We start from the raw sequence: 25,284 nt of genomic DNA, 5'->3' as shown, positions 1-25,284 counted from the left end.
CTATCTTTTGTGGTCGTCGACCGCGTGTCCCCGCGCGGTTTAAGTGCCGACCACTTTCAGATGCGGCGACGTATTGCCCTGCGGGCGCTGCTCCAGCAGCTTCATCGCGGCATCGACGCCGCCAGAACGGTGCGGCACGCCCGCGACCGAAAGGCCCATCTCCACGCCGGTGAGCGCGCCGAGCAACGTCAGCGCGTTGCATTCGCCGAGATGGCCGATGCGGAAGACTTTTCCGGCGACCTTCGACAGGCCCGAGCCGAGCGACATGTTGTAATTGTCGAGCGCGATCTTGCGGAACTGGTCGGCGTCATGGCCCGGCGGCATCAGCACTGCCGTGAGCACGGGAGAGAATTCGGCAGGCTCCTGGCAGAGGATCTCGAGGCCCCAATGATTGACGGCGGCACGGGTCGCAGCCGCCAGCCGCTGATGCCGCGCGAACACGTTGTCGAGCCCCTCTTCGAGCAGCATCGCGATCGCCTCGCGCAGACCGTAGAGCAGGTTGGTCGCCGGCGTGTAGGGGAAGAAGCCGTTTGCGTTAGGCTTGAGCATCTCCTCCCAGTCGAAATAGGAGCGCGGCATCCTGTTGGTCTTCGAAGCAGTGCGCGCCTTCTCCGAGATCGCGTTGAAGCCGAGGCCGGGCGGCAGCATGAAACCCTTCTGCGAGCAGCTGACACTGACATCGACCTTCCATTCGTCGTGGCGGTAGTCGACCGAGCCGAGCGAGGAGATGGTGTCGACCATCAGCAGCGCCGGATGGCCCGTGCGATCGATCGCAGCGCGGATCTCGGCGATGCGGCTGGTCGCCCCGGTGGAGGTCTCGTTGTGCACGACCATCACGGCCTTGATCGCGCGCGCGGTGTCATCGGTCAGTCTTGCTTCGATCACGGCCGGATCGGCGCCGCGGCGCCAGTCACCGGGAACGAAATCGACCTCGATGCCGAACCGTCCCGCCATTTGCCGCCACAGGGTGGCGAAATGACCGGTCTCGACCATCAGCACCTTGTCGCCCGGCGACAGCGTGTTGACGATCGCCGCCTCCCAGGCGCCGGTCCCCGACGAGGGGAAGATCACCACCGGGCCGGCGGTCTGGAAGATTTTCTGGCTGCCCTCGAGCACGGCCCGACCGAGCTCGCCGAATTCCGCGCTCCGGTGGTCGATGACAGGCATGTCCATGGCGCGCAGGACGCGCTCGGGGACCGGGCTTGGGCCCGGAATCTGAAGGAAATGGCGTCCCTGATGCATGAAAACCTCCCGGTCGCGATTCTGGCCAGCTGTGCGGTCTATTTTGCATTCATTTTTTGTACTTTCAATCGATTTTTGGTATTCGATTGTGGAGATCGACGCAACCAAACGGGCAAACTACTGTGCTGCAAATGAAGTCCACGATTCCCGACAACGGGGCTCCGATTGCCCCGCCCGCCGGCCCTGGCGGCGAGCGCCAGGAGGCCTCGCTTCATGGCGAGATTCTGCTGCGGCTGCGCGACTACGTGGTCGAGGGCAACATTCCCGACGGCGCGCGCGTTCCCGAGCGGCAGCTCTGCGAGATGCTCGGCATCTCCCGCACACCGCTGCGCGAGGCACTCAAAGTGCTCGCCGCCGAGGGCCTGATCGAGCTCCTGCCCAACCGCGGCGCGCGGGTCCGCCAGCTCAGCCAGCGCGACCTCGAGGAGCTGTTCGACGTGATGGCGGGGCTGGAAAGCCTGGCCGGGCGGCTTGCCTGCGAAGCCATTACGGATGCGGAAATCACCGCGATCGAGCAGCTGCATTACGAGATGTACGGCCACTATCTGCATCGCGACATGCACGGCTATTTCCAGATCAACCAGCGCATCCACGAGAGCATCGTGGCGGCCGCGCGCAACGAGACGCTGAAGACCGCCTACGCCAATTTTGCGGGCCGCATCCGCCGCGTCCGCTACTCCGCCAATTTCGCCCGCAAGCGGCAGCGCTGGGCGGAAGCGATGCGCGAGCACGAGGCCATCCTCGATGCGCTGCGCCGCCGTGCCGAAAGCGAGCTCAGCGACATCCTGTTCCAGCACCTGCGCAACAAGCGGACGGCCGCGATCGAGCACCTGACCGAGCCCCAAGAGGACGCTCCGGCCTCCCCTTGAGGGCAGCCGGCTTGCTCATTTTGAATTCATAACATAATCGGCTAGAAACAAGAATGAATACTCCAGTCCGGCCACACGCCTCGCTGGATCAGTCCGGGACCAAGGATGACAAACGCCTCCTCGCTCGAACGGCGCCTGCGCGCGGAAATGACCGGCGACGTCCTGTTCGATCCCTTCAGCCGCGGCCGCTACGCCACCGACGCCTCGTTCTATCAGATCGTGCCCGCGGGCGTGGTCGTGCCCCGGACCATGGACGAGGCCTTGCGGGCGCTGGCGATCGCCCGGGACGACGGACGGAAAGTTACCCCGCGCGGCGGCGGCACCTCGCAATGCGGCCAGACCGTCAATGACGGCCTCGTGGTCGATCTCTCGAAGCACCTGAACCGGATCCTCTCGCTCGACGTAGCAAACCGCACCTGCGTGGTCGAGCCGGGCATCGTGCTCGACGACCTCAACCGCCAGCTGAAAAAGCACGGCCTCTGGTTTCCGGTCGACGTCTCCACGGCCTCGCGCGCAACCATCGGCGGCATGGCGGGCAATAATTCCTGCGGCGGCCGTAGCCTGCGATACGGCACCATGCGCGACAACACGCTGTCGATGGAGGCCGCGCTCGCCGATGGCAGGCTGAGCCATTACGGCGAGGTGTCGCGCGATCTCTCCGACCTCGATGCGAACGACGGCGCCCGCGCCCTGTTCCGCGACATGCTCGATCTCGGCGCCCGCGAGGCCGGGGAGATCGCCGCGCGCTTCCCAAAGGTGCAGCGCCGTGTCGGCGGCTACAATCTCGATGCGCTGGTGCCGCGCAATGCCCGCAACAACATGGCACACCTTCTCGTCGGCTCCGAGGGCACTCTCGCCTTCACCACCAAGGTCGAGCTGAAGCTGTGGCCTGTGATCCGCAACAAGGTGCTCGGCATCTGCCATTTCGGCCGTTTCTACGAGGCGATGGACGCGGCCCAGCATCTGGTCAAGCTGAAGCCGATCGCGGTCGAGCTGGTTGACCGCACCATGCTCGCACTCGGCCGCGACATCGCGATGTTCCGGCCCATCATCTCCACCGCGATCAAGGGCGATCCCGACGCCGTGCTGGTGGTCGAATTCGCCGAAGAGAACCAGGCGGACAATCTTCTGCGCCTCAAGCAGCTCGGCGAGCTGATGGGCGATCTCGGCTTCGGCTGGAACAATGACAAGCGCAAATGGGGCGGCGTGGTGGAAATCACCGAGCCCGCGCTGCAGAGCGGGATCGCCGATTTCCGCGCCGCCGGCCTCAACGTCATGATGTCGATGAAGCAGGAGGGCAAGCCGGTCTCCTTCGTCGAGGACTGCGCCGTGCCGCTGCCGCATCTCGCCGACTACACCGCGCGGCTGAGCGAGGTGTTTGCCAGGCACGGCACCAGCGGCACGATGTATGCTCACGCCTCCGAAGGCTGCCTGCATGTGCGGCCGGTGCTGAATTTGAAGCTGGAGAAGGACGTCAAGGCGATGCGGGCCATCGCCGAGGAAGCCTTCGAACTGGTGCGCGAATACAAGGGCTCGCATTCCGGCGAGCACGGCGATGGCCTGGTGCGCTCCGAATTCCACGCAACGATGTTCGGCGAGCGCCTCGTCGCCGACTTCCGCGAGGTGAAGCAACGCTTCGATCCCGATGGCGTGCTCAATCCCGGCAAGATCGTCGACGCTCCCAGGATGGACGACCGCTCGCTGTTTCGCTTCAAACCGGACTATCGCGTCGCTGAGCTCAAGACCAAACTCGACTGGTCGGCTTATCCCGGGGCCGGCGGCGGCTTTCAGGGCGCGATCGAGATGTGCAACAACAACGGCGCCTGCCGCAAGCTCGAGGGCGGTGTGATGTGTCCGTCCTACCGCGCGACGCGCAACGAGAAGGACGTGACGCGAGGCCGCGCCAACACATTGCGCCTCGCGATCTCCGGCCAGCTTGGCGCGGGCGCGCTCTCCTCTGACGAGATGATGGAGACGCTAAAGCTTTGCGTGTCCTGCAAGGCCTGCCGCCACGAATGCCCAACCGGCGTCGACATGGCCAAGATGAAGATCGAGGTGCTCGCCGCGCGCGCGGCCTCGCACGGCCTGACCTTGCGTGACCGCATGGTCGGCTACCTCCCACGCTATGCCGACCTCGCGTCGCGCTTTGCGCCGCTGGCAAATTTGCGCAACCGCAGCCCGTTGCTGCGAAAGCTGTTCGAGCGCTTTGCCGGCATCAGCGCGCGACGGGCCCTGCCCGCCTTCCGCAGCGATGTGTTCGTGCCGCCCGCGGACAGCGTTGGGCCGGAAACCGGCCGCGAGGTCGTGCTGTTCGCCGACACCTTCAACCGCATCTATGAGCGCGAAAATCTCGAGGCCGCGCTGCGCGTGCTTTCGGCCGGCGGCTATCGCGTGCATCTGCCGAAGCCGGCAAGCGGTGGCCGCCCGCTGTGTTGCGGCAGGACCTTCCTGTCCGCTGGTCTCGTCGACGAAGCCAGGTCCGAGCTCGATCGTCTTGTCGCTGCCTTCGCGCCGTTCGCCGCGCGCGGCGTGCCGATCGTCGGGCTTGAGCCAAGCTGCCTTTTGACCTTGCGCGACGAGCTCGCCTCGCTGCGCAAGGACGATGATGCCAAGGCCGTCGGCGCCCACGCGCTGACCTTCGAGGAATTCCTGGTGCGCGAGGCCGAGGCCGGCCGGCTGCAACTGCCGCTCGGCGCGATCGCCGACAAAGCCCTGGTGCACGGCCATTGCCATCAAAAATCCTTCGGCGCGCACAAGCCGGTCGAGCAGGTGCTGCGCCTCGTTCCCGGCCTGAAGGTCGAGACCATCGAGTCGAGCTGCTGCGGCATGGCCGGCGCCTTCGGTTATGGCGCGGACACCTACGATGCCTCGATCGAAATGGCCGAGCTCTCGCTGCTACCCGCGGTGCGGCGCGCAGATCAGAATACGCTGCTCGTCGCCGATGGCACCTCCTGCCGACACCAGATCCACGACGGCACCCAGCGCGAGGCGCTTCACGTCGCGCGCGTGCTGGCGATGAGCATTGATCGTGCGAAGACCCAATCCACAACCACTCCCCTTGCAAAGGAAACCAGCCATGGCTGACCTCACCCTCGACACCGCCCGCAAAATCCTCGACGCCGCCTTCGCGAAATCCACCGAGCTGAAGCTGAAGCCGCTCGTCGTCACCGTCCTCGACGCCCGCGGCGTGCTCAAGATCGCCGCGGCGCAGGACGGCACCAGCCTGATGCGCGCCGAGATCGCGCACGGCAAGGCCTATGGCGCGCTCGCATTGGGCATGGGCTCACGCGCCCTGTTTCAGCGCGCGCAGGAGCAGGCCTATTTCATCGACGCCGTGAACACCATGGCCAAGGGCGCGCTGGTGCCGGTCCCCGGCGGCGTGCTGATCATGGACGGCACGACACTGTTTGGCGCTGTCGGCGTCTCCGGCGACACGTCGGACAATGACGAGGCGTGCGCGATAGCGGGCATCCAGGCCTCGGGGTTGAAGGCTAACGCGGGATAACGATCATCCACGAACCGAAGCTCCCACGACCGACGAAGATACCAACGCGATGGCGGTGTACTTGAAGAGCATCGCCGAACCAGCGTCGCGGCCGCCGACAGCGTTTGCGACTTTGCCGACCACCGAGAGCAGTCTCCTGATCAGCCTCGGCAAGACGGTCTACGACGCGCGCTGCGCGAGCTGTCACGGCGCTCAAGGCGAGGGCAAGCCGCCACACTGGCACCGCTCGCTAACAACCAGTCGATCAAGATGGAGTCCGCCGTCAACGCGATCCGGATGGTGCTGAAATATCCGCCGGGCACGGAAGGCAATCCTCGCCCCTACGGCATGCCGCCATTTTGCCGGGCTTCTCTCGGACAACGAGGTCGCCGGCGTGGTCTCCTACATCCGCACCGCATGGGGCAATCGCGGCGCCCGGTCAGCGTGCGCGACGCCAACGAACTACGCTCCGCGCCCTGAACTGAGGCCCAGATGATCAACACGGAGCTCCCCGAGCAGACCGAGACTACCGCTGATGAGCGGGTCAATCGCATCGTGGCGGCCGGACCAGGCGGGGCACTGACGGTGGCCGGGATAGCTACGGCACTGGTCGTCGGGATGTGGTTCGCGTTTTACCTCTTCGTCTTTCTCCCTCGCGGGGCCCTGCAATGACCATCCATGATGCCCCTCGCGGCGCCGAGGTCGCCGCGCGCACGGAGCGCCGCTGGGCGACCATCTCGGTGATCATCATCGTGGTGCTTGCTGTACTGGCGGCCTTCGCCGGCATCCACCAGGTCACGGTGCCGCAGCCGCGCGTCGAGACCATCGATCCGACGCGGCTGCGCCTCTCAGGCGAGTTCGTCGAATCCAATCTCGGCAGCGTGCTGGAGCCGAACGGCGCGCTGACGGTCCGTGCCATCGGCCAGCAGTATTCCTTTACGCCGGGCTGCATCCTGGTGCCGGCCCAAACGCCGATCACGTTGCGCGCAACCAGCGCCGACGTGGTCCATGGGATCATCGTCCAGGGCACCAACGTCAACACCATGCTGGTGCCAGGCTACGTCTCCGAGCAATTGATGCGCTTCGAGAAACCCGGCGACTATCTGATGCCGTCCCAGGGAATTCTGCAGCTTCGGCACGAAGGCACGTAGGGCAAGGTCAAGGTGATCGGCAAAGAGGAATTCGCCGCCAAGGCGAAGAGCGGCGGGAGGCTGAGCTGTGTTGGTGAATAGAAGGCTCGTCCTCGCGCATTTCTGGCTAGCGTTGGCCGTGTTCGGGCTCGCACTCTTCCTCGGGGCCTGGCAGATGTTCGTGCGCAGCCCGCTGTACACCTGGACCAGCAACCCGGAATGGTACTACCCAGTCAACCCAGGGAGAGGGATAAAGTCCGCCAATTGCGGGCGGTGGTGCGGAGGGTTCGGGAAAGATACCGGTACGCCACCGTTAGAGGTTTGTGGACACGTTCACTACGTTAAATGCTGGCGAGATACATTAGGCGAAGAGCCCGAATTGACTGCCTCGAAAATCGGAGACGTGGATCAGCCTCGTTGTTCACTAGCACCGGCCCAAATCTCTGAGGCGTGTTGTCGCAAGACCGTCGCCTCCCATTGCAAGCAGATTGCTGGGCGAGGGACTTGCGACAGCCTTGGTCCAACTCACCGGCTTGTCGCATATCAGCAATGGGACGGGACTAACTGGCGGGCGCTTGTCAAACTCCATGACCCGGTACCCCAAATGGGAAGACGGCGTTGAGTTGAGGCACATTGCGCCGCTATGGCAGCTTCGTGCAGACACTTTACCGATTGCTCCGTGGTGTCGGGCCAGCTAGCTGAGGAGACGGCTCAGCGGGGCTGCTATAGGCCTTCGCATTGACAGCACCAGGGAGGGGAGCCGGCCGACGTTGACAGCATTATACAGGAACCCAGCTAAAGGGATGCTGACATGCCGCGCCGCCTGACGTCAGTTTGGGGATCACAACGCTGCTGCAGAATATCTGACCTGACGATTGCGGTTTTGGCGGCGTAGACTCGACCTTTTTACGTTCGACGTCTCGTTTAGATTCTAACGGCGGAGCAAGCTTTTCGTCGTGCACCTTCTCGCACTCATTGTCGTCATTGACGCGGAGGCCCGCGTGGAAAGTGATCTTGACGCAGGCGTCGCCGTCGGCTCGGAAGCCGTGGTCGCAGACTAGCGGGCCAGGAGATCGCACTTGAACTAGGCGGGACGTCGGCGCCACGTAGAGTCATTTCACCGCGCCCGTTGAAGACGGCGGTGAAGGTATCGGCGCAGGCAACGGTTGGGCCGTCGTCGGCTCTGTGGTCACCCCCGCCACATACTGGATGCTGATGCCGATGATCACGCATCCGTTGCCTGCCGTGGGCATCAGAACCCGGTGTTCATTGGCGCCGCTCCGGTACAAGGGAAGTCCTGAAAGTTTGCCGATCAAAGCGGACGATTTCAGGATGTCCTTCTCCACGTCGCTGCAGGTACGCGCCGACGGAAACACCTGAACGGCGGTCGCATCGCAACCATTGGCGGAAGGGCTCGCCAAAATCACCGATGTCGCGCGCGGCGCAACCGCGCTCGGATATGCTTGGATGGCGATGGATTCGAAGACATGCAGGTTGGGCGCGCCGGCATTCCAGTTCGAAAAGGCGCGGTGTGGCGCCTCGATTGCAGACCTCGATCCGCGCTCGACGGCGCCGACGCATGGACCGAGACCGGCCTTCCTGGCGTGAAGCACAGGCTCCGGCTTGTCTGGCAGACTGAGACTCCCGACATCGGGATTGACCGGGATTGATGCTGCGGGACGCGGTGCCGCTGGCGCGGGGTGCGACGCCGCTTTCGGCGGCGCCTTTGACTGCGGCTTCGGTACCGCTTCCGCGAGCGGCCATGGGCCGTTCGGGCCTGGCGGCCGTTCCGGCTGAGTTGGCGCTTGCACGAGCAGAGTGCGCCCGATCGGCCTGGCCTCAACCCGCGCCAGTGTGCCGCAATGGACGACGCACACCAGGACTCCGACGGCTCCCCGCCACCGGCGTGCAGTATGAAGATGCACTATTCCCAACCTTGATCTCGCGGCTAGTTCAACGTCAACGAACTGGATACGACACCGCCGTAGGCGTTTTGATCGGGCGAGCCGGAGAACGTTGCATTGAACCGCCAACGGTCCGTGACGGCGTATCCGACGCCGACGGCAAGGCCTGACGAACCCTTGAAGTAGCCGTACGACCCCGCGACCGAGACTTTTCCGGGCCGCTGATCGAATTGCAGCGCGCCTGCCGCCAGCGCCAGGGCGATGCCCGCGCGCGCCTCGCGCAGATTGTCCGTGACCTGACTCTGTAAGTTGGTGATCTGGCTCTGGAAGCCGGTGGTGATGCCGGAGAGCTGGCTGACGTTCACGGCATCGGTCGGGTTGATTCCCGCGGCAACATTGGTGATACGACGCTCGGCTCCCGCCGAGCCGACCGAAACCGTGTTGGCGGCGGTGGCGACCGATCCGGCGCCAAGTGCGACCGAGTTGGTTCCCGATGCAACGGCGCCCGTGCCCAGGGCGGTACTGTTTGTCGAAGACGCGACCGCGCCGTTGCCGAAGGCGGAGCTGCCGGCGGCCGCGCTCGCGGTGGCGCCATCGCCGATCGCGGTGTTGCCGAGCCCCGCCGCTGAACCCGCGCCGATCGCGGTGGAACCGGTGGCGACGGCGCCGGTTCCGATGGCGATGGCATTCGCGCCAGTGCCGGCGGTCGCGCCGTCGCCGATTGCGACGCCGCTTGCCCCCGTCGCGCTGGAGTTGTTGCCGGCCGCGAAGGAATTCGTGCCGCTGGCGTTCACGCTGCTGCCGATGGCCGTCGATGACGCGCCCGCCGCTGAACTGCTGAGACCGATCGCGATGGACTGAGCGCCGCTGGCGTGGGCGCCAACACCAGCAGTTCCGCTCCCGCCACCTCCAATCGCTACGCTATAAGCGCCGGACGCCTGAGGTCCAGGACCCCCAGCAAGGGCCGCGCCCCCGCCAATAGCTGTGCTGGCAAGGCCGGTGGCCTCCGAGAGGGACCCATACGCGCTGCTATAGTCTCCGCTCGCGGAGCTGGAGAAGCCGGCCGCCGTGCTTGACGCGCCACTTGCAGTGCTGAACACGCTCACCGCCGTGCTGCCGAGGCCATTTGCGGTGCCTCCACAGGCTAAGCTTGCCACGCCTGTCGCGGAACCGAGGGGGCTTCCCGTCCCGGCCTGGCCGCAGACCGCCTGCGCAGCGACCGGCGCCGGAGCGAGCGCCAGGATGGACATCGAGACAGCAGCGGAGAGAGTCGCAACCGCGATGACGATGGATGATCGCCTTGACCGCGGAGACGTGGCGGCGCGTGCGCAAGGTCTGACCAGATTGAATGTCGCTTGAGTGACGAGGCTAGGCATTTGTGCTCACAGCTTTAGAAGGTCATTGGCCGGCAGTGACCCGTCGGTTGGCATGCCGGACGAATAACGTCTTGCTCATCTCGTTCGTCCGACGTTGCGCGAAGCTGGAGCAAGAGCGCCGATCGCACATCAACCGTTCGGTTGAAGTCGGAGGGTCTTTCACCCGTGCCGCCGTTTTCCCGTTCGCTGTTGCCGAATTACATCCCCTGCGAGAAGTCGATCTGTCTCTGGCTTGGAACATGGTCCCGACGCTGGTTCTCGCATGTCACATCGTCAGCGTCGAAATATCGCCATGCGCGAGGCATTGCATTCGTGCTGCCGCGGAGGCAGCACATGAGCGTAATCGATTTTATTCCCGCATGGGTCGTTGCGAAATTCGCAATGCATTCGCGTGATACAGAATGCCCAATGCATGTTCGATACGGTACGAGCCGGCCATGACCTTCGAAGCATCGGAGCTTTCAGAACTGATCGGCGATATTTATGACGCCGCACTGGAGCCCGCACTATGGAGGGTGGCGCTCGGCCGTTCCTGCGCGTTCCTGGGCGCCTCTTCGGCGTTGCTCCATTGGCATGACGTTGCCGGCGAAAATTCGGCCGCACTGCATCCCTTCAACGATGACCCGTACTACACCCGGCTCTATGTCGAGAAATACTGGTCGATGAATCCGGTGTTTCCGGCTGCGACATTCGTGGAGCGCGGCGTCGTCTACACGCCCAGCGAAATGATCCCGCAGGCCGAACTCACCGAGACCCGGTTTTACAAGGAGTGGCTGAGGCCTCAGGGGATCGTTGGCTGTGTCGCCTCGAATCTTGAAAAAGGTGCGGCGAGTTCCACGGTGCTGACGATCCGAAGAAACGAGGAGCAAGGGAACGTCGATCAGGAGATGCGACGCCGCGCCGCATTAATCGTTCCTCATTTTCAGCGTGCGGCCTCGATCGGCCGACTGTTTGATCAGACGAGGGCAACCCAGGCGGTGCTTACGGAAACGCTCGAAAACATCGAGGCTGGGATATTTCTGGTTGGCCCGAACGGCCATATCGTCTTCGCCAACGCACCTGGTCGAGTCATGCTCGACGAGGGTACGCTGCTGCGCGAGAGCCGAAACGCGCTTGCGGCGGTCGAACCCGCGGCGCAGCGCATGCTGCGGGACATATTCCTGGCCGCAGAAAATGCTGACACGCCGGCCGGCCGGAGAGGCATGTCGATTCCGCTTTCGACGTCTCCGCGCGGACGCTGGTTCGCGCATGTCCTGCCGCTGACATCGGGTGATCGCCAGAAGAAGGTCGGCTCGCTCCATTCCGCCGTCGCCGCCGTATTCGTTCGCAAGACGTCACCCGCGAGTCCGCTGCCGCTGGAAGCGCTGACAAGGTTCTACAAGCTCACGACGAGTGAGGTCCGCGTCCTCGACGGTGTCATGAGGGTCAGCGGCGTGCGGGGGCTGGCTGATCTGCTGGGACTGTCGCAAGCGACGGTGAAGACGCATCTCCATAACGTCTTTCGCAAGACCGGCACCAGCCGCCAAAGCGAACTGGTGAAATTGGTCGCCGGCTTCGAGCCGCGGCAGGCCTCAGCAGTGGATACCAGATTGTCGTGACGCCCGAATCCCCCGCCCCTGTCGAACCTGATCGAAGATATCTGTGATCCGGCACCTGATCCGAGCTTGGGGATCAACACCCTTGAGCATTCCACACGACGTCCGAAGTTCGCACTTTCAAGGCTGATCAGCGACGTCTACGACGCCGCGCTTGATCCGACATTGTGGACGCGCGCTGGAAAATTCCTGCAGGTTCGTCGGAGGGATTTCCTCGCCCTGTTCTGGCACGACGCCGCAAGTGAAAGCTCTGTGCTTAATCTGTTCAATGAGGACCCGCACTACACGCTGCTGTATTTCGACTTATACATGCCGCTGAATCCGCGTTTCCGGTCGCCACTTTCGTCGATGCGGGGGTGGTGTACTGCTCGGACGACCTCATCCCGAGGGACGAATTCCTCAAGACGCGCTTCTACAAGGAGTGGGCCGGGCCGCAGGGCATCATCGACGCCCTCTTCGGTCTAAATCTAACGCGCTGGCCCCAGGTCCGCTATGGGGTCAAAAGCGGCGGTAGACACCAAGCCTGATCGGCGTCCGGTTTGCCTCTCACAGCAGACCTGAAACCCTCGGCGGCCGAGAAGCGCGGCACGCACCGCGCAGGTCCGCTCGGGTGATAGTGAAGGTTTGCCGCCGGGGTTAGCGGTAGGGCTTCTTAACAAGGCGCCAGAGCTCATGCCGGCCCCCCTGGGGCCGAATGCATGTATGGCAGGCTCGTTCGGAGGTCTGTCGGGACTTAGGCGGTCGGCTAGCTGACATAGCACGAGAAAGGCTCAGCAAGGCAGCCATAGAGCCACAATTCGCGCGCATGTTCCTGTAGGAGCTGCCAGCTCGCGACTACCGTCCTCGGTGTACTCAGGTCTCTCGTTTGCGGCACCTTAGGTGAACCCATGAGACGGGCGGGCGCGCTGGTTGTCATTCGGAGCCGATCACTTCTCGTAATTGACGCGATGGTGATCAGCCTGTCATTCGGCCTGCAATATTGCCCCCCTAAGCCGGGGGATCGGCGTCCAAAATTGACCCCCTACAGGTTGGTCTGTTGCGCTGCCTGCTTCGTCATGAAGCAGGTGGTTGGGGATGCTGATCGTGGAGACGATTGCCCGGATAAGGCGCGAGCACTTCATCAAGGGCAAGACGATCAAGGAGATCGCCCGTGACCTGAAGGTGTCGCGGAACACGGTCCGTAAAGTGCTGAGGTCGGGAGAGACCTCGTTCGAGTACGAGCGTGTCATCCAGCCGCGACCGAAGCTGGGACGGTGGGCTGCAGAACTCGACGGATTGTTGGCAGGGAACGCAGGCAAGTCGGCTCGCGAGCAGCTGACGTTGATCCGGATCTTCGAGGAGCTCCGCGGCCGCGGCTATGACGGCGGTTACGACGCCGTGCGACGTTACGCCAGGCGATGGGGCAAGGAACGCGGACAATCGACGGCTGCGGCCTACGTCCCGCTGAGCTTTGCGCCGGGAGAAGCCTATCAGTTCGACTGGAGCCATGAGGTCGTTTTGCTCAATGGCGTGACGGTGATGGTAAAGGCCGCCCACGTCCGGCTCTGCCACAGCCGGATGCTGTTCGTGCGGTGCTATCCGCGCGAGACGCAGGAGATGGTGTTCGACGCCCACGATCGGGCGTTCGCCCTGTTCAAAGGCACCTGCGTGCGCGGCATCTACGACAACATGAAGACCGCCGTGGAGACGATCTTCGTCGGCAAAGGGCGTCTCTACAATCGCCGCTTCATGCAGATGTGCAGTCACTACCTGGTCGATCCGGTGGCCTGCACGCCAGCGTCGGGCTGGGAGAAAGGCCAGGTCGAGAACCAGGTTGGGCTTGTCCGGGAACGCTTCTTCACGCCACGGCTGCGGTTCAAGAACCTCGACGAGTTGAACGCCTGGCTGCTGGACAAGTGCATCGCCTACACCAAAGCGCACCGGCATCCGGAACTGACCGAGCAAACGGTCTGGCAGGTGTTCGAAGCCGAGCGACCAATGCTCGTTCCCTATGCCGGCCGGTTCGACGGATTCCACGCGGTGCTGGCATCGGTCTCGAAGACCTGCCTGGTGCGCTTCGATAACAACAAATACTCGGTCACGGCCAGTGCCGTTGGGCGGCCTGTCGAGGTTCACGCCTACGCCGATCGCATTGTGATCCGCCAGGACGGACGCATCGTTGCCGAGCATGCTCGCTCGTTCGGCCGCGGTGATACCGTCTACGATCCCTGGCATTACGTGCCGGTGCTGGCTCGCAAACCCGGTGCCTTGCGCAACGGCGCTCCCTTCAAGGACTGGGTGCTGCCGGCTGCGATCGAACGTGTGCGGCGCAAGCTCGCCGGTGCCGACGACGGCAACCGGCAGATGGTCGACATCCTCAACGCGGTTCTGACCGACGGCTTGCCGGCCGTCGAAGCAGCCTGCGCCGAGGCGACCGCTCACGGCGTTCATTCCGCCGATGTCGTGCTCAACATCCTGGCCCGCCAGCGTGATCCTGCCCCGCCGGCCAACATCCTCACCCCGGCTGCGCTGACATTGCGCCATGCCCCGATCGCCGACTGTGCCCGCTACGACAACCTCAGGAGAACCATCTGATGGAGCGTACTCAACTGTTCGACCTCATGGGTGAGCTCAAGCTCTACGGCATGAAGGCCGCCTTCGACGAGATCATGGCGACCGCCATCAAGCGCCAGCACGAACCCCAACGCATTGTCGGCGACCTGCTCAATGCCGAGATCAACGAGAAGCAGGCCCGCTCGATCAAGTACCAGCTCACCATCGCCAAGCTGCCGCTTGCCAAGGACCTTGAGGACTTCCAGTTCGAAGGCACCCCCATCAACCAGAGCCTGGTCAATGATCTCGCCGGCGGCGGCTTTATCGCCCAGCAACGTAACGCCGTTCTGGTCGGCGGTACCGGCACCGGCAAAACACATATGGCCATCGCCATCGCCAGAAGCTGCATCCGATCTGGTGCCCGCGGTCGCTTCTACAACGTGGTCGACCTCGTCAACCGCCTGGAGATCGAGACCCGCAACGGACGGCAGGGCCGCATCGCCGAGCATCTGACCCGGCTCGACTTCATCGTCCTCGACGAACTTGGCTACCTGCCGTTCGCCCAGTCCGGCGGCCAGCTGCTGTTCCATCTCGTCAGCCGGCTCTACGAGCGCACCTCGATTGTCGTCACCACCAACCTTGCCTTCGGTGAATGGCCCAGCGTGTTCGGCGACGCCAAAATGACTACCGCGCTGCTCGACCGCCTGACCCACCATTGCGACATCGTCGAGAGTGGCAACGACAGTTGGCGCTTCAAAAGCCGCGACGACGATCACACAACCCGCGCTCGCCTCGTCTCCGCAACCCCGGCCAGCTCCGACGAGGCGAGCGCTACCGTCAAGACTCGTCGCTCAAAGGGGTCAAAATTGGACGCCGATACGGGGTCAAATTTGAACGCCGATTGACAGGCGAAGATCTACTTGCGCGACGTCGAGGGCGCCTGCAGACGCTTACGGCATTCACACGTTTTTCAAACCGTGTCTGACGAGCCTGTTTAACCGTTCCTCTCAGCGCGCGAGGCGCTTCTCGACGCGCTTGCGGCTATTGCCGACCTTCTTCACGGCCTTCTTCACCGCCGACGCCGAGCGGCCAGTCTTCTTGGCTTCGTATTGCACTTCGTAGTCCTGCCCTTTAGCCACGCGTGCGCGGTCCTGTTTGCGTCCACGTGCGCTCTTCTTCTTCGCGGCCATCTGCTCCTCCTTCTGCGAATCTGATGGTGGTGCAACGCTGCAAGGATTCGAGGGGTTCCTTCAAAGACTCTTTGCGGGCCCTAGCCGAAACAGGCGGCGATCAGATCGCGATGGTGCGGCAACTCGGGTTCATCTTCGAGAGGCGAGATGGATGGCACGGTCTAGACTGACTAGTCGTCAGTGGGCGCTTGGGTGCTCATGCACGATGGGAGCCCATCCGTCGAGCAACAGGCCGTCCCAAGCCACGACCCCAACGGCCCCTTGTCGCCACGTACTCGCGAAACGTCGATGCCCATTGAGAATTCTATTCGAAGATCTGGTCATTGACCTGGTCGTGGACGCGACAGGGCGTATCGGGATTGAACGTATCCATCGAGTTCATGCAGCATGTTCAGGGTCGACGTCCTTCGGCGTCTTCTTCTCTCACTGAGGCGTCATCTTCGCCGGACTTTCCTTTCCGGGGAGACCGCGGGGACCGAGCTCGTCGCGCTGGATGTCATCTTCGGCGCGCTTCGGGCTCAACGCCATTCATCGGTTGGTCAGGCATCATTCCATCCTTGCCTTGTCCTTCAGGTCGCGGATCCGGATCTCGGCCCCGTTCTTCGAGGGCACGATCTCGGATTCATCGGGCACCCGCGCTATCGCGCTGAGCCTTCTGAGTTCGCCAAGTTGTTCTGCGGTGGGCTTTTCATTTTCGATTCCTCGACCGCCTGCACGACGGCTTCGTCGTCGAGCACGTCAAGCAGCTGATTTATGGTTTGCAACTCGAACGCGAAGTAGATCAGGCGGTCCTGGTCGCCCCTGCCTAGGTCCGCCTGCAACTCGGAGGAATTCGTACGTCCCTCATTCATGACCAAAACCTCGCTGTCGACGGGCCTGTCCTTCGATATCGAAGGCGGCGGCAATCCTTGAGAACTTGCTGATCCAATTGTAGCGGTTGCGCGTGTGTGCTCGCCGGTCATCCCCGTCGATGCGAAGCTAGATGCGGTAGCCATCGTAGTTGATTTCGTGAATCCACTGCGCTCCCGAAGGCGCCTTCACCTTTAGGGTGGCCAATTGGAGGCTGATGAACCCCGGCATCTGAGCGGCTTCCGGCTTCGCGGCCGCTGTCTGGGTACGCCTCGCCACGCTACGCAACTCACAAAAAAGCCCACCGCCGGGGTTTTTGCCGACGGCGGGCTACCTACCTCACTCAGTCTGTAACCTCGAGAGCGTGGGGTGTTCCGACTAGGGTCCTTTCTCCGCCTCTCGGCGTGGACCCCCAAGGTTCCTAAAGAGACGCACCCAGCACGCCTTCCTGACCGATGCCGACCGAACCATACGCAATTGTCCGCGTTTACCGTCATCATGTCGGACGCTTTTGATTACTTCCGCGCCTACGCCGTCCGGGCTCTTTGCAAGCCCCGATCGATGCCGCGGGGCAGGATGAAGCATCTGCAACGGGTGGCGGGCCGAATGTACAATCTCGTCAAGAAGGAGGCCGCTTACAGCCCGGACGTACAGCACCTTGAGGACTTCCCGGCAGCGCAGAGACTTGAGGCATCTCTCGATCGCCGGCGCGACGACCGACCCTTTGCTCCGGTGAGGCCGGGCGCGGAACAGGAGGCTCGTTGAGTGGCTTCCGTCGAGGTTCGCACCGTAGCAAGTCTCCTGCGAGAATACGCGCAGCGGACCGCATTGCGTGGCGGCAATCCTTATAGGGCGAAAGCCTATGCTCGGGCCGCCGACAGCCTGGCAGCCCTCGCAGTCCCTCTCGACGTGCTCATCGCCGAAGACCGGCTCACCGAGATTCCCGGCGTCGGCGATGCGATCGCCGACATCATCGCCAAGCTTCACAAGACGGGCTCTCATCCGAGCCTTGAGAAGCTGCGGAAGGAGATCCCGGAGGGCGTGCTCGAGATGCTCGCCGTTCCCGGCCTCCGCCCCGAGAAGGTGCTGCGGCTCTACAGGGATCTCGGCATCACTTCGCTCGCCGAGTTGGAGGCCGCCGCCAAGGACGACCGCATCAAGAAGGCCAAAGGCCTCGGCGCGGCGCTGCAGACCAAGATCCTGCAGAACCTGGCCATCGCGAAAAGCGGAGAAGGTCGCCTCCATCTGCACCGTGCCGCCGCCCTGCTCGCGCACGCCAAGGATGCGCTGCGGATGGTTCGGCCGGAGCTTAAACGCGTGACGATCGCAGGCGACTTCCGCCGCGGCTGCGAACTCGTCGGCGACCTCACGATCGTCGCGGAGGCTGCCAAGATCGAGAAGGCAGCGAATGCTTCGGCGGCGGAAGGACTGCAGATCCGCCTGTCCGACCGCAAGCACTTCGGCGCCGCCCTTCTTTTCGGCACCGGTTCAGCCGCTCACATCAAGAGGCTCCAGGCGTTGGCGGCGGAGAAAGGAATGCGGCTGGACACGGACGGCTTGCACAAGGGTCGCACCCTGATCGCCGGCGACGAAACCCAGATCTATAGCGCCCTCGACCTGCCGTTCATCGATCCGGAGCTCCGGGAGGGCCGCGGCGAAATCGAGCTGGCCCTGAAGGGCAAGTTGCCCCAGCTAATCACCGACGAGGATCTGCGCGGTATCCTTCACTGCCACACCGATGCCTCCGACGGCACCGAGACCCTGGAGACGATGGCCAAGGCGACGCGCCAGCGTGGTTTCGAGTATTTCGGGGTCGCCGATCACTCCAAGTCCGCGCACTATGCGGGCGGTCTCTCGGAGGACGAGATCGCGCAGCAGCACCGGGACGCCGACCGGTTGAACAAGCGCTTCGGCAAGGATTTCCGAATCCTCAAAGGCATCGAGTCCGACATTCTGGCCGACGGCTCGCTGGACTATGCGGAGGACGTGCTGCAGCGCTTCGACTTCGTGGTCGCCAGCATCCACGGCCGCTTCAAACTCGACCGCAAGGCGCAGACGCAGCGGCTGCTGCGCGCCATCTCCGATCCCCACACCACCATCATCGGCCACATGACCGGGCGCCAGCTCCAGAGGCGGCCAGGCTACGAAATCGATGTCGACAAGGTGCTGCGCGCCTGTGCCAAGCATGACGTCGTGGTGGAGATCAACGCCCATCCATGGCGCCTCGACCTGGATTGGCGCTGGCACCAGGCCGCCCTTGAGTTCGGCTGCTTGATGAGCATCAATCCGGACGCGCACTCGATCCCCGAGCTCGACCACATGCACTGGGGCGTCGAGATGGCTCGGAAGGGCGGTGTCCCCGCCGACCGGGTCCTGAACGCGATGGCTCTTCCGGAGATCACGCGCTACCTCCGCCAGAAGCGGCGCTCGTTCGCCCGGGCGGCCTGATGCAGCAAGGGCACGGCTTCTCGCTGGAGGGCACCGCGGTCGCAGTTGCCGCCGATCGCGATCACCACTTCAGCAAACCGCCGCAGGACCGGATCATGCTGGTGGAAGGCCATGGCGTCGAAGGCGACGCCCACGCCGGCGCGTTCGTCAAGCACCGGTATCTCGCCCGCCGGCAGCCGCGCCTACCCAATCTCCGGCATCCCTTTCGGATGCCGGCTTCACGGTCGCAGCGGGGGACCTGGGCGAGAATATCACCACTGCCGGTCTGGACCTTGAGAGGATGCCTCTCCGGACGCTCATCGAGCTTGGACCAACGGCGATCGTGGAGATGACCGGCCTCCGGACGCCTTGCGTTCTGATCGACCGCTTCCAGCCCGGCCTTAAGCAACAGGTGCTCTCGTCGGCGGAAACGGGCCCTCCGTTCAAATCTGGGGTGCTGGGCGTGGTACGGGCCGGCGGGATGGTCGCGGCTGGTGCGCGGGCTCGCCCTCCGTCCTCCTCGTTTCGGCCTCTGCCGGCCGTGTAGAAAGAGCCTACATGGCCCGCAAATCGACCCTGCCTTATCGCCTGCAGCCCATGTTGGCCACGCTCACGGATGCGCCGTTCGACGATCCCGATTGGGTTTTCGAGGACAAATTCGATGGTTTCCGCATGGTCGCGGAAATCCGGCGTGGTCGGGTCGCGCTCTACAGCCGCAACGGGAAGATCATCAGCCACTCCTATGTCGAGGTCGCGAAAGCACTTGAGGGAGTGAAGGCGGACGCCGTGATCGATGGCGAGCTCGTTGCGATCGGGAAGGACGGCGTATCCCATTTCCAGTTGCTTCAAAACGCCCTGCGTCACGAGGCCAAGCTTTTGTACTGCGCGTTCGACCTCATGTTCGCAGCGGGCGAGGACCTGCGCGCGCTGCCGCTTCTCGAGCGCAAGAAGCGGCTCAAGGCCCTCCTGCCGCGCCACAAGCTGATCGCGTTCAGCAACCACCGCAAAGGCAGCGGCACAAAGTTCTTTGCACAAGCCGAGCTGAGACATCTCGAAGGCATCATGGCCAAGCGCGCCGACAGCCCGTACGCGTCCGGACGCCGGACCGCCGATTGGCTGAAGGTGAAGACCGCGCAGCGTCAGGAGGTAGTGATCGCCGGCTTCACCGCGCCGAGGCGAACCCGGCCCTTCTTTGGCGCCCTCGTGCTGGCGGTACGCGACGCCGATGCATGGCGGTACATTGGCCACGTCGGCACCGGCTTCAGCCACCAAGTTCTCGAAGAGCTTCACCGCAAGCTCGTGAGGCTGAAGACAGCCAAGTCGCCCTTCCCTGGCAAGGTGAAAAATGAGCGGGTTACGACCTGGGTGCGTCCTTCCTTGGTCGCGGAAGTGAAATTCGCGGAGTGGACCAGCAAGGGCGAGCTGCGCCAGCCGGTCTATCTCGGCCTGAGGTCCGACAAAAACGCCAAGGACGTTGTTCGCGAAAAGAAGTGGTCGCGAAAATAATGCAGCCGAGACGAAGCGCTCGATCTGGAGTTCAGCTCGCGGCGCGCTCGGATGCCGAAGGCCACGGCGGCAGGGGCGGCAATCCGAGGGCCTTGCGTACAGGTCCAAACGACCTCCGGTGAGCTGCGCATGCACCAAGCCTGGCGAGCGCCTCATAATGAGCCGGCACCGGGTAGCCCTTGTGATCCGCGAAACCGTAGCCGGGGTGACGCACGTCGAGTGTCCGCATGACCGTATCGCGCTCGACTTTGGCGAGGATGGAGGCGGCGGCAATGCTGGCGGACTTGGCGTCCCCTTTAATGATCGACTGCTGAGGGATGTCGATTTCCTTCAAACGCTTCGCATCGATCAGCAAGTGCTGCGGCGTCAACCCTAGGCCCCGGACCGCACGTTGCATCGCCTGGATGCCTGCCCAATAGATGTTGATTTCGTCGATCTCCTCGACCTCGACGAATGCTACACACCAACTCTCTGCCTTTTCCTTGATTTCCTTCGCGAGTTCTTCGCGAGCCGCGGCGTCGAGTTTTTTCGAGTCGTCAATTCCAATTATCCGTGTGCCGGGCTTCAGGATCACGGCGCCAGCGGAGACTGGCCCGGCGAGAGGGCTCATTCCCGCCTCGTCCACGCCTGCCCGGCATGATGGCCGCTTTCCCAGAGAGAGCTCTCGAAGCGCAGCATCTTTCGCAGGCGCTGCCCCTCGGACCTGTTTTCGAAGCGCCGTTTATCGATTGAGGCCAGGATGGCACGGGCTCCCGCGCGGGCGTCGGCCCGCAAGATCTGCTCGACGTCGGCCTCGAGCGGTCTTTTCTCGACGACATAGCGCCGACGCAATACATCGAGTGAATACTGGGTCATAGCGGCCTTCGTGAAGACTGAATGTGGGGAGCGTGTTGGTGAAATTTGTGGCGATTGTCTGAAGCTAGACCATGCCGTCATCAACTGCGCAGCGGTTTGTCGAAAGGAACCGGACCGGCTCGCCATCTGAGGTCCCGCTATTTCGGAGAGCCACTGATCCAGACCTCGCGCCGACGACCTCAGAGCGGAACCAACAGGTGTCTTCATCCCTTGAGAAAGAGTGGAGCCTCGATCCCAGGGGGCATCCCAAGGGACAGGCCCATGCTCCGAGAGACCGGCAACGAAGAACAGGCTCTGGACCGCACCGCCCAGGTCGCGGCCACCATCGCGGACGAAGGCCTCCGGTACGTCAGCGACTCCGCGCCGGGGTACACGCGCAAGCGGACAGGAACCACTTTCAGCTACTACAACAAGGACGGCGAGCGCATCACCGATGCCGCCGTCATCCGACGCATCAAATCAATCGGCATCCCGCCGGCCTACGAGTCCGTGTGGATCTGCCCGTCCTCGAACGGGCACATCCAAGCAACCGGGCTCGATGCGCGGGGTCGCAAGCAGTATCGCTACCATCCGAAGTGGCGCGAACTCCGAGACCAGAACAAGTATGAGCATATCATCCTGTTCGCTGCCACGCTGCCCGCGCTGCGGGAGCGGGTCGCCGCCGACATGAAGCGGGACGGACTGCCCCGCGACAAGGTGCTGGCCACGATCGTTAGTCTTCTGGAGAAGACTTTGATCCGGGTCGGCAATGCCGAGTATGCCGAGAAAAACAAGTCCTACGGGCTCACGACCATGCGCCGCAAGCACATCGCGGTCGGGCGCGGCGTCCTTCGGTTCGACTTCACGGGCAAGTCCGGCAAACAATGGAAGCTTCGCGTCGAGGACAAGCGGATAGCCGCGATCGTGAAGCGTTGCGCGGAGATCCCCGGACATGAGCTCTTCAAGTACCTCGACGACGACGGACAGCCCCGCACGGTCGATTCCGGCGACGTCAACGCCTACATCAAGGACATCACGGGCGAGGACTTCAGTGCCAAGGATTTTCGGACTTGGGCGGGAACGGTTCTGGCGGCGTTGGCGCTGGCCGAATTCAAGAAGCACGACAGCCAGGCCGAGGCGAAGCGCAACGTCGTCGCCGCGATCGAAAGCGTCTCGAAGCAGCTCGGCAACACACCGGCCATCTGCCGAAAGTGCTACGTGCACCCGGAAGTCCTGAACGCCTACATGTCAGGTGACCTCGTGAAGATGATTGAAGCCAAGATCGCGCAAAAGTTCAAGCGCCAGCACGCCAAGCTCACTTCCGACGAGATCATGGTGCTGGCATTTCTGCGCAGGCGTCTCGATGCTCTGAGGGTGCTCGTCTAGCCTTGCGTACGCGGTCTCCAGACCCTGCGTCCTCCTGGACCCTGCGGGCGCCCCTCGCCGACGGCCGGCGAGGCGCTTTCCTTGCCCTGATCTTAGGACCACTCCCTGCAACCACAATCACGATTCCGACGTGCTGATGCTGGTAGCTTCGGTCCGGGGCGCCGTCACCGGGCTGACGTCCGAACTGCTCGAGGATCACATCCGCAATCACGTCACCCGCCAGTCGCCGTGCCATGTCGGGCACGGTAATGCTTACCGGCTAATCTCGATACCGGCAGAACTCGTCGCCGTTTTCATACTCGATGCAGGTCTTAACCCGAGCGTAAGACCGCATTTCCCTACTAAACCCGCCTTCATACCGGCCTTCGCCGCGGCCCGGCGACCGGTATCCAGAACCGCGATCCATATCATCATCGTCGCGACGCCAGTTTCGTCCCGTGGTTCGATGATCCTCATCTTGGTCCATCATACGGCCCATCTGCCGATGCATCTGACGCATGCGATCCATATCCATGCGGTCGTCTCCACGATCCTGCCGGGTAGTCCAATCGCGATTAATGCGCGTGCCCTCGGCGCTCTGACGATCTCGGTCGCGCGCTTGATCTGATTGCTGCGGTGATCGCTCCGGCTGGACTGGAGCCTTTTGCAATTGGACTTGGTCCGGCTGTTGCGGGGTTACCTCCGGCCGAGCTTGGGGAGAGGCTTGATTAGCATCTGGCCCTGTTTGCTGAGCGAAGGCCGCAACGGGAATGAAACTGGAGACTACAAAAAGGATTGCGGCCATGTCTGATCGACGCATGATCTCACCTCGCGAGTTTGCTCTCTAACCTCGTGAGGCGGTTTTTGTTCTTATCTTTTTTGAAACGTCAGGAACGGTGACGCTTGTAAGCTTGGGCGCCATGGCAGTGCCGCCATGCCGGTTTTCGAATGTTAGAACTCGCTGTTGGGTTCTCTAGCAGTGCCGAGTGAGCGAGCGAGACGCGGGAGCCGAACTGTCTAGGTGTCCAAGGCTCACCTCGCCACACACCGGCGCCGTAGCGGCCGCTGCGGATCAATCCTAGACTGGGCTCCGCGGTTCGGGTTGACCCGTCTCAACTGATTCATTGCGTCGGCGGTTCGGGGCTGCACGTGGCTCCACTTCGTCAATAGCACGAATGGTAAGATGCTGGGCGATGTCCACCGCCACGTCCTGCTCAAGACCCGACCTGATCCGTCAGGTCCTGACCTAGTGCAGCAGGAACGTCATCACCTGCGCGGCGTGATGGATGAAAGACGCGAAGTAGAGGTATTCGCGGCCGCCGCATCGACTCGGTAGCCAGTATTCCCAGAAGTCGGTCGCGAGACGGCCCTACTGGTCCTCTTGCTCTAATTTTTCGGCAAGTCCGTCATATTCTTCAGTGAGATCCTTGAGCTTTTCAGCGAACTGCGGGTGAGCCGTCCCTTCGGCTAGTTGATGCAACCACAGCGCCCTCTTGCGCGACCTTTCCGCGTCACGATCGATACAAGCCGTTAGATGCATTTGCCTTTCCTCCTAACCTCCTGGAAAGGCCGCCCTGAAGAGCGGCCTCTCCATGCTGATGTAATTTTGTGCGGCGTTCAAGCGCCCGTCTTTGGCACACGCTGAAGCATGCTCCCACTCCTCGCACGATTCCCATCGTGCAGCGCACCAGGCGCTTCGTGCTGCCGCACATCCACCGGCAGTGTTGCACTAGGCTCGCGGAGACTGTGTGCTTCCCTAGTCTGATCACCGACGGACACTACGAATGTGCCAAGCCATGGTTGCGGCATAGGCAAGTAGAGTAATGCAGATGCCCGCGGCCAGTCGAGGTTTTGACACAGAGCCACATTCACGACCAAACCTTTCCGCCCGAATGGGTGTGTTGATAGTCAGGATTTTCCCGACAGTCGAAAAGCAATCTCCAGACTGCCTGGCGAGCTGCAATCACTGTATTCGGTTGCGCCTGAAGTGATCGTTCGTGGAGACTCCCGTGAAAACGTAGGTTTTCGAGGGGCCGAACCGGCAACTTTTTGCGCAGCATTAGAAACTACCCGGCCGTAGAGCCGAGAAACTTCGCGTGTAGATGCCGGCAAGCCTCGGGCTGCAGGCATAGGCTTGTAATAAGAGCTGATGCCCGGGAGGCCCCTCATCTTCGGTTGTGTACTAACCGGTCAGCAGCCCTGAAAATAGAAGTGCGGCGCCAAGTCCAATGAACGACAGAATTGAGGCCAGCACAACTTCGAGGCGCAACATCTTGCGCCGCCCGTCCCTAGGATTGGGTATCCCGATGAAGATGAGGACGCCCGCAGCCCCGAGCAAGGCAGCTCCGACTAGGATCTTCATGTTCGCCTTCCTTCATTTAAAGAGAGCAATAGCCAACCCCAGCCGGCGACTGGGGCCGACCCGCTTTCCCTTAAAAGGGTGACATGTGTGCTTGTCCAGCAGTACCGATGGAAGCCGGGGATGGCGCGCAACCGTACCCAGCTCGATAAAGCGGCTATATCCCAAAGGGTCGGAAACTATTCGCAAATCCGCTTGCGGACCGTAACACGCTCGCCATATCGATTCATTCGGTGACGGACAACAATTCGGCAATCGCGATCTCGGTTATAGGAATCGTAGAGGTGACGGCGATGATGATTTGGCCCGACACGCAGGCCGTTTGGACCGACACCGAATTCGACGGCGTTCGAAGTTCCGGCACTCGTGGCTAACGCGGCGATCAGCAATGCCGCCGCGATAATCGCTTTCTGCATCTGCAATCTCCTACCGGGCTAAACTTCTGAAGCTCGCGGCTTCTCAATTCGTCCCCACGTATGCAAAACACGTTCGAATGCAAAATGATCGATCCGTCGGTACGTATTTGTACCGAATTTCGATCTGCTTAACGGCGCTGCATTCGCCGTCGCGACGTCAGTTTGCGCGCGTATGACAACCTATAACCTCGCAGCAAATCGTGCTG

At 62.7% G+C, this 25,284-nt stretch carries 18 protein-coding genes and 6 pseudogenes; 14 read left to right on the top strand and 10 right to left on the bottom strand.

Annotated features, from left to right (window positions below; all coding sequences use genetic code 11):
* Nucleotides 1–39: 39 nt before the first annotated feature.
* Nucleotides 40–1,242 carry a pyridoxal-phosphate-dependent aminotransferase family protein gene (locus ACVIN2_RS34420; RefSeq protein ID WP_456769014.1) on the bottom strand — a complete coding sequence of 401 codons (1,203 nt, stop codon included), beginning with the start codon at nucleotides 1,240–1,242 and terminating at the stop codon, nucleotides 40–42.
* Between the two features lie 131 nt (nucleotides 1,243–1,373).
* Between ACVIN2_RS34420 and ACVIN2_RS34415 the strand changes: the two genes are divergently transcribed.
* The 6 genes and pseudogenes from ACVIN2_RS34415 to ACVIN2_RS34390 all read left to right on the top strand — a co-directional run bounded on the left by ACVIN2_RS34415 (nucleotide 1,374) and on the right by ACVIN2_RS34390 (nucleotide 6,827).
* Nucleotides 1,374–2,111, top strand: coding sequence for a GntR family transcriptional regulator (locus ACVIN2_RS34415; RefSeq protein ID WP_456769013.1), 738 nt, complete (start codon nucleotides 1,374–1,376; stop codon nucleotides 2,109–2,111).
* 105 nt (nucleotides 2,112–2,216) lie between these two features.
* Nucleotides 2,217–5,195 (top strand): FAD-binding and (Fe-S)-binding domain-containing protein, encoded by a 2,979-nt coding sequence (locus ACVIN2_RS34410; protein WP_456769012.1) that lies wholly within the window; start codon nucleotides 2,217–2,219, stop codon nucleotides 5,193–5,195.
* Nucleotides 5,188–5,616, top strand: coding sequence for a GlcG/HbpS family heme-binding protein (locus ACVIN2_RS34405; protein ID WP_456769011.1), 429 nt, complete (start codon nucleotides 5,188–5,190; stop codon nucleotides 5,614–5,616). The genes ACVIN2_RS34410 and ACVIN2_RS34405 overlap by 8 nt, the downstream gene beginning before the upstream one ends.
* A gap of 28 nt (nucleotides 5,617–5,644) precedes the next feature.
* A pseudogene (locus ACVIN2_RS34400) lies at nucleotides 5,645–6,075 on the top strand (c-type cytochrome); the annotation flags it as partial.
* A 12-nt stretch (nucleotides 6,076–6,087) separates the two neighbouring features.
* Nucleotides 6,088–6,267, top strand: a complete 180-nt coding sequence (locus ACVIN2_RS34395) for a hypothetical protein (RefSeq protein ID WP_456769010.1) — start codon at nucleotides 6,088–6,090, stop codon at nucleotides 6,265–6,267.
* Nucleotides 6,264–6,827, top strand: a pseudogene (locus ACVIN2_RS34390) (cytochrome C oxidase subunit II). Before ACVIN2_RS34395 ends, ACVIN2_RS34390 begins: the two are co-directional and overlap by 4 nt.
* 1,010 nt (nucleotides 6,828–7,837) lie before the next feature.
* On the opposite strand, the gene ACVIN2_RS34385 reads toward ACVIN2_RS34390, so the two are convergent.
* From ACVIN2_RS34385 to ACVIN2_RS34375, 3 genes and pseudogenes are all read right to left on the bottom strand, one after another.
* Nucleotides 7,838–8,338 (bottom strand): hypothetical protein, encoded by a 501-nt coding sequence (locus ACVIN2_RS34385; RefSeq protein WP_456769009.1) that lies wholly within the window; start codon nucleotides 8,336–8,338, stop codon nucleotides 7,838–7,840.
* A gap of 335 nt (nucleotides 8,339–8,673) precedes the next feature.
* On the bottom strand, nucleotides 8,674–9,423 hold the full coding sequence (locus ACVIN2_RS34380) for a YadA family autotransporter adhesin (RefSeq protein WP_456769854.1): 750 nt from the start codon (nucleotides 9,421–9,423) through the stop codon (nucleotides 8,674–8,676).
* A gap of 12 nt (nucleotides 9,424–9,435) precedes the next feature.
* Nucleotides 9,436–9,879 (bottom strand): annotated as a pseudogene (locus ACVIN2_RS34375) (adhesin); the annotation flags it as partial.
* 563 nt (nucleotides 9,880–10,442) lie between these two features.
* Between ACVIN2_RS34375 and ACVIN2_RS34370 the strand changes: the two are divergent.
* From ACVIN2_RS34370 to istB, 3 genes and pseudogenes are all read left to right on the top strand, one after another.
* On the top strand, nucleotides 10,443–11,603 hold the full coding sequence (locus ACVIN2_RS34370) for a helix-turn-helix transcriptional regulator (RefSeq protein ID WP_456769008.1): 1,161 nt from the start codon (nucleotides 10,443–10,445) through the stop codon (nucleotides 11,601–11,603).
* A gap of 1,071 nt (nucleotides 11,604–12,674) precedes the next feature.
* Nucleotides 12,675–14,208 (top strand): annotated as a pseudogene (gene istA, locus ACVIN2_RS34365) (IS21 family transposase).
* A complete protein-coding gene (istB, locus tag ACVIN2_RS34360; RefSeq protein WP_456765735.1) occupies nucleotides 14,174–15,037 on the top strand; it encodes an IS21-like element helper ATPase IstB in 864 nt (287 codons plus the stop codon). The pseudogene istA and the gene istB overlap by 35 nt, the downstream one beginning before the upstream one ends.
* 102 nt (nucleotides 15,038–15,139) lie before the next feature.
* On the opposite strand, the gene ACVIN2_RS34355 is transcribed toward istB, so the two are convergent.
* A complete protein-coding gene (locus tag ACVIN2_RS34355; RefSeq protein WP_456769007.1) occupies nucleotides 15,140–15,322 on the bottom strand; it encodes a DUF3606 domain-containing protein in 183 nt (60 codons plus the stop codon).
* A gap of 638 nt (nucleotides 15,323–15,960) precedes the next feature.
* Nucleotides 15,961–16,173, bottom strand: coding sequence for a hypothetical protein (locus ACVIN2_RS34350; protein ID WP_456769006.1), 213 nt, complete (start codon nucleotides 16,171–16,173; stop codon nucleotides 15,961–15,963).
* A gap of 763 nt (nucleotides 16,174–16,936) precedes the next feature.
* Here ACVIN2_RS34350 and ACVIN2_RS34345 point away from each other — a divergent pair.
* On the top strand, nucleotides 16,937–18,619 hold the full coding sequence (locus ACVIN2_RS34345; RefSeq protein ID WP_456769005.1) for a PHP domain-containing protein: 1,683 nt from the start codon (nucleotides 16,937–16,939) through the stop codon (nucleotides 18,617–18,619).
* Here ACVIN2_RS34345 and ACVIN2_RS34340 read toward each other — a convergent pair.
* A complete protein-coding gene (locus ACVIN2_RS34340; RefSeq protein WP_456769004.1) occupies nucleotides 18,577–18,774 on the bottom strand; it encodes a hypothetical protein in 198 nt (65 codons plus the stop codon). The genes ACVIN2_RS34345 and ACVIN2_RS34340 overlap by 43 nt on opposite strands.
* A gap of 125 nt (nucleotides 18,775–18,899) precedes the next feature.
* Here ACVIN2_RS34340 and ACVIN2_RS34335 point away from each other — a divergent pair, with 125 nt between their 5' ends.
* Both ACVIN2_RS34335 and ligD read left to right on the top strand, forming a co-directional pair.
* Entirely contained in the window at nucleotides 18,900–19,145 is a 246-nt protein-coding gene (locus ACVIN2_RS34335; protein ID WP_456769003.1) for a hypothetical protein, read from the top strand.
* An 11-nt stretch (nucleotides 19,146–19,156) separates the two neighbouring features.
* Nucleotides 19,157–20,104 (top strand): non-homologous end-joining DNA ligase, encoded by a 948-nt coding sequence (gene ligD, locus ACVIN2_RS34330; RefSeq protein WP_456769002.1) that lies wholly within the window; start codon nucleotides 19,157–19,159, stop codon nucleotides 20,102–20,104.
* 31 nt (nucleotides 20,105–20,135) lie between these two features.
* Here the strand turns inward: ligD and ACVIN2_RS34325 are convergent.
* Nucleotides 20,136–20,959, bottom strand: a pseudogene (locus ACVIN2_RS34325) (ribonuclease HII).
* A gap of 261 nt (nucleotides 20,960–21,220) precedes the next feature.
* Here ACVIN2_RS34325 and ACVIN2_RS34320 point away from each other — a divergent pair.
* Together ACVIN2_RS34320 and ACVIN2_RS34315 are read left to right on the top strand one after the other, a co-directional pair.
* Nucleotides 21,221–22,324, top strand: a complete 1,104-nt coding sequence (locus tag ACVIN2_RS34320; RefSeq protein WP_456769001.1) for a DNA topoisomerase IB — start codon at nucleotides 21,221–21,223, stop codon at nucleotides 22,322–22,324.
* A gap of 124 nt (nucleotides 22,325–22,448) precedes the next feature.
* A pseudogene (locus ACVIN2_RS34315) lies at nucleotides 22,449–22,538 on the top strand (metal-sensing transcriptional repressor); the annotation flags it as partial.
* A 1,947-nt stretch (nucleotides 22,539–24,485) separates the two neighbouring features.
* Here ACVIN2_RS34315 and ACVIN2_RS34310 read toward each other — a convergent pair.
* Nucleotides 24,486–24,665, bottom strand: a complete 180-nt coding sequence (locus ACVIN2_RS34310; RefSeq protein WP_456769000.1) for a hypothetical protein — start codon at nucleotides 24,663–24,665, stop codon at nucleotides 24,486–24,488.
* Between the two features lie 176 nt (nucleotides 24,666–24,841).
* The gene (locus tag ACVIN2_RS34305; RefSeq protein WP_456768999.1) at nucleotides 24,842–25,078 is read right to left on the bottom strand and encodes a hypothetical protein; all 237 of its coding nucleotides are present in this window, start codon (nucleotides 25,076–25,078) and stop codon (nucleotides 24,842–24,844) included.
* Nucleotides 25,079–25,284: the final 206 nt, after the last annotated feature.

This window comes from Bradyrhizobium sp. USDA 3650 (assembly GCF_054057395.1).
This window is presented reverse-complemented; position numbering and strand designations above follow the sequence as displayed.